The 2,962-nt window shown below is 58.2% G+C and carries 3 protein-coding genes; all 3 read right to left on the reverse strand.

Annotation, left to right across the window (positions count from 1 at the left end):
- A partial coding sequence (locus tag EOA60_RS26500; RefSeq protein ID WP_245502615.1) for a thermonuclease family protein occupies positions 1 to 505 on the reverse strand: 505 nt, incomplete at its 3' end.
- 244 nt (positions 506 to 749) lie between these two features.
- Positions 750 to 1,376 carry a C-terminal helicase domain-containing protein gene (locus tag EOA60_RS26505; protein WP_245479304.1) on the reverse strand — a complete coding sequence of 209 codons (627 nt, stop codon included), beginning with the start codon at positions 1,374 to 1,376 and terminating at the stop codon, positions 750 to 752.
- A gap of 53 nt (positions 1,377 to 1,429) precedes the next feature.
- Positions 1,430 to 2,689 carry a group II intron reverse transcriptase/maturase gene (ltrA, locus tag EOA60_RS26510; RefSeq protein ID WP_127336018.1) on the reverse strand — a complete coding sequence of 420 codons (1,260 nt, stop codon included), beginning with the start codon at positions 2,687 to 2,689 and terminating at the stop codon, positions 1,430 to 1,432.
- Positions 2,690 to 2,962: the final 273 nt, after the last annotated feature.

Genomic DNA, 2,962 nt, shown 5'->3' on the forward strand with positions numbered 1-2,962 from the left:
CTAGCTGACCGTGCGTTATCAGGCCGAATTTATGATTCTGTGTTTGCTTTCGGTCATCAGCGTGACCAGCGCGCCAATCCCATGGCGCTTCGAACTCACCGGCCCATAGTCCAATCTTGGCAGCTTTTGCATGCGCCTGGAGTTGCGCGTACGCGCCGTTGCTGTAGCGAGGCCAATCTAGCGCCTGACCGTGATCTACCATCCAGGTGGCAACACTGGCAGCGTCTGCCCGGCGGCAATCGCCGACGAAGCGGTGATACTTATCCCATGCCACGAAGGTGCATTGTACTGGCTGAGACGCGGCCAAAAATGTGTCCAGGGCCTCGGCGGACCGACGTCCACATGGATAATCCACACCATTGGCATCTTTGCAGAGCTGGCGGCTTTCAGGCGCATCGATACCGTTGAGGCGGATGCGCTGACCGTGGATCTCGATGGTGTCGCCGTCCACAACCGACGGCGTTCCCGTAATGGCCGGTGCGTTTACGGGAGTCCAGTTGGCCATGGCTGCGCCAATTTCTTTGTGGCCGCCTTGCGTGAGAGAGAAAACGGCGTACGCGGAAGCCGCTAGGCCAGGGATTGTCAAGGATATGACGGGGATCGCTGCGCTTCTGGGCATCCGGTCAAAAGTGTTTTTTCTGTCGGTTCTCGGGCGCGATCGGCGTCGTTGGGATTGCCGATTGCTATTCAATTCTAGCTCTCCATAGAGACGATCTCGTCTTCCTCTTCTAGCAGGTGTGCGCGTCCAGCTAAAGCGATGTTGCAAGCTCTAAGTAGCGGCAAAGTGCGTTTGCAAGCTGCATCTGGCGAGGTGTTCGGCACTCGGCTTGGAAAAGCATGGGAGACGACACCAGGACACATATACACTTCGCTCGAGACGTAGCCACATTCAAGCGGTTGAGACTGTATAGGAACTCCATCCCGCGCGGTGCATCGGCGGGGCTCGAGGTTGCTGTCGAATAGATGGCGATCGGCGCCTCCTGCCCCTGAAACTTGTCCACCGTACCGACCCGTGCGCCGGGCAAGCGCTTTTGAATCTCGAACACCTGGGCATTGAAAGGTGCGATGATGAGGATGTCGTCGAGCGTCAACGGACGAACGTTCTCAAGACGATCCGTCCAGCTAACGTCCGCCGCAATGACTTCTTGCACCAGGTCTGCGATGGCCTCTGCCTCTTCCGGCGAATTGCTCTGGTTGCCGCGATGCGCGACGGGCAGCCACCGCAGGCCTGCGCCGGACAAGCGTGTCTTGCCAGCAATTAACTGGCCCTCTAGCCCTTGGCGCGGATGGAGTTCCCCCGCGTAGAATAGCTCTGATGTGAACCCGCAGATGTCGGGGTGCAGCCGCCATGGGTGAGTAGGCCGGAGGGATTTCACCTGCCGGCCTCTCGCAGAACGGTGCGTGAACCTCTCGATTCACACCGCTCCCATCAGGCAAACGTATTCGTTCCGAACGCCTTCCAGTGCACAAACAGTCCTGGATTTTCCCGCGCCAGCTTTCTCACGAAGAGGCTGGCACGCGTCTTATGAGACTGAAAGCGCTTGAACTTACGCATGATCCACGCCCTGAGCTTCCGGTTGACGTAATCAGCCAGAGTGGACAGGGCCGAACGGCTGTAACGGCCGTAATAGGCTATCCATCCCCGAAGGAGTGGATTGAGCTGTTGGGCAATTTCAGCCAGCGTCCCCGGCGTTTGCCGCGGGATGTTCAAGCTTTTGATCGTGGCTCGCATCGACTTCATGGCCGTTGGGCTGGCCGCAGGCGTGTAGCCACAGAAGAACTCGTCTCGCTGTGTGTTCGCCACGCGTCGCGGTCGGAACTGATACCCAAGGAAGTCGAACACGACATTCGGGTATTCCCCTCTGCGCCTTTGGTCTTTGCAATAGACGATCTTGGTCTTTGTCGGATGCATTTGGAGCCCGCATGCTACCAGTCGAGCACCAAGCTCCGCCTTGAGGGCTTCTGCCTGCTGCTCATTGCGGCAATGCACAAGGCCATCGTCCGCATATCGACACCATGGTAGGTCCGGGTGTGTCCGCGTCATCCACAGATCAAATGCATAGTGCATGAAGAGATTCGACAAGATCGGGCTTACAACGCCCCCTTGCGGGGTACCGCGTGTGCGCTCGACCACTTCTCCGTTCTTCTCCGTCGGCGCTGCCAGCCATCTTTCGATGTAGAGCAGAGCCCACTTGCATGCGACGTGTTTCCTGACCGCCTTCAGCAGGAGATCGTGCGGAAGATTGTCAAACAGCCCTTTGATGTCGAATTCCAGAACCCAGTCATACTTCCAGCACCGCTGCCGCGTCACGCCAACAGCATCCAGGGCCGATTTTCCCGGCCTGTAGCCGTAGGAGTCTGGAAGAAAGAGGGAGTCCAAATCCGGCTCAATCATCTGCTTGACCACCATCTGCGCGATCCGGTCGCTGACGGTGGGCACACCCAAAACCCTTTCGCCTCCGCTCTTCTTCGGAATGGAGACAGCGCGAACCGGCGGCGGGAAGTACGTCCCTGAGGACATCCGATTCCAGACCTTGTAGAGGTTTCCTGCAAGGTCCTTCTCGAACATCTCCAAGGTCTGCCCATCCACCCCGGCTGCACCATGGTTGGCTTTGACCGCTTTGTAAGCTTCGTACACTTGTCGTTTCGCAATTCGAAACGGCTTGTCTGTCGTACCTATCGAAGTCATCCTGTTTCCAGTTGTTTCAAACAATACGACCACCTGATCCGACCCCTTTGCTCCGGCCCCATTACAGGGCCCTCAGCGCTCATACGGGTCGGTCCGCCCCAGTCTCCTGCATCGGTACTCTCGCCTCACGGGTTTGGCCCGCTTGAGCTTCTCCCTTTGCATCAGGAGCCTGGTTCCTGCAGTTCCGCGTGAAAGCCTATGTCCAACTCACGCCCCCTCTACGCCGGTCGCCGCCCGCCCAGTCATCAGGCACCCGGCGGACTTGTCCCAGGA

This window comes from Mesorhizobium sp. M1A.F.Ca.IN.020.06.1.1, assembly GCF_004023265.1.
Classification (GTDB): domain Bacteria; phylum Pseudomonadota; class Alphaproteobacteria; order Rhizobiales; family Rhizobiaceae; genus Mesorhizobium.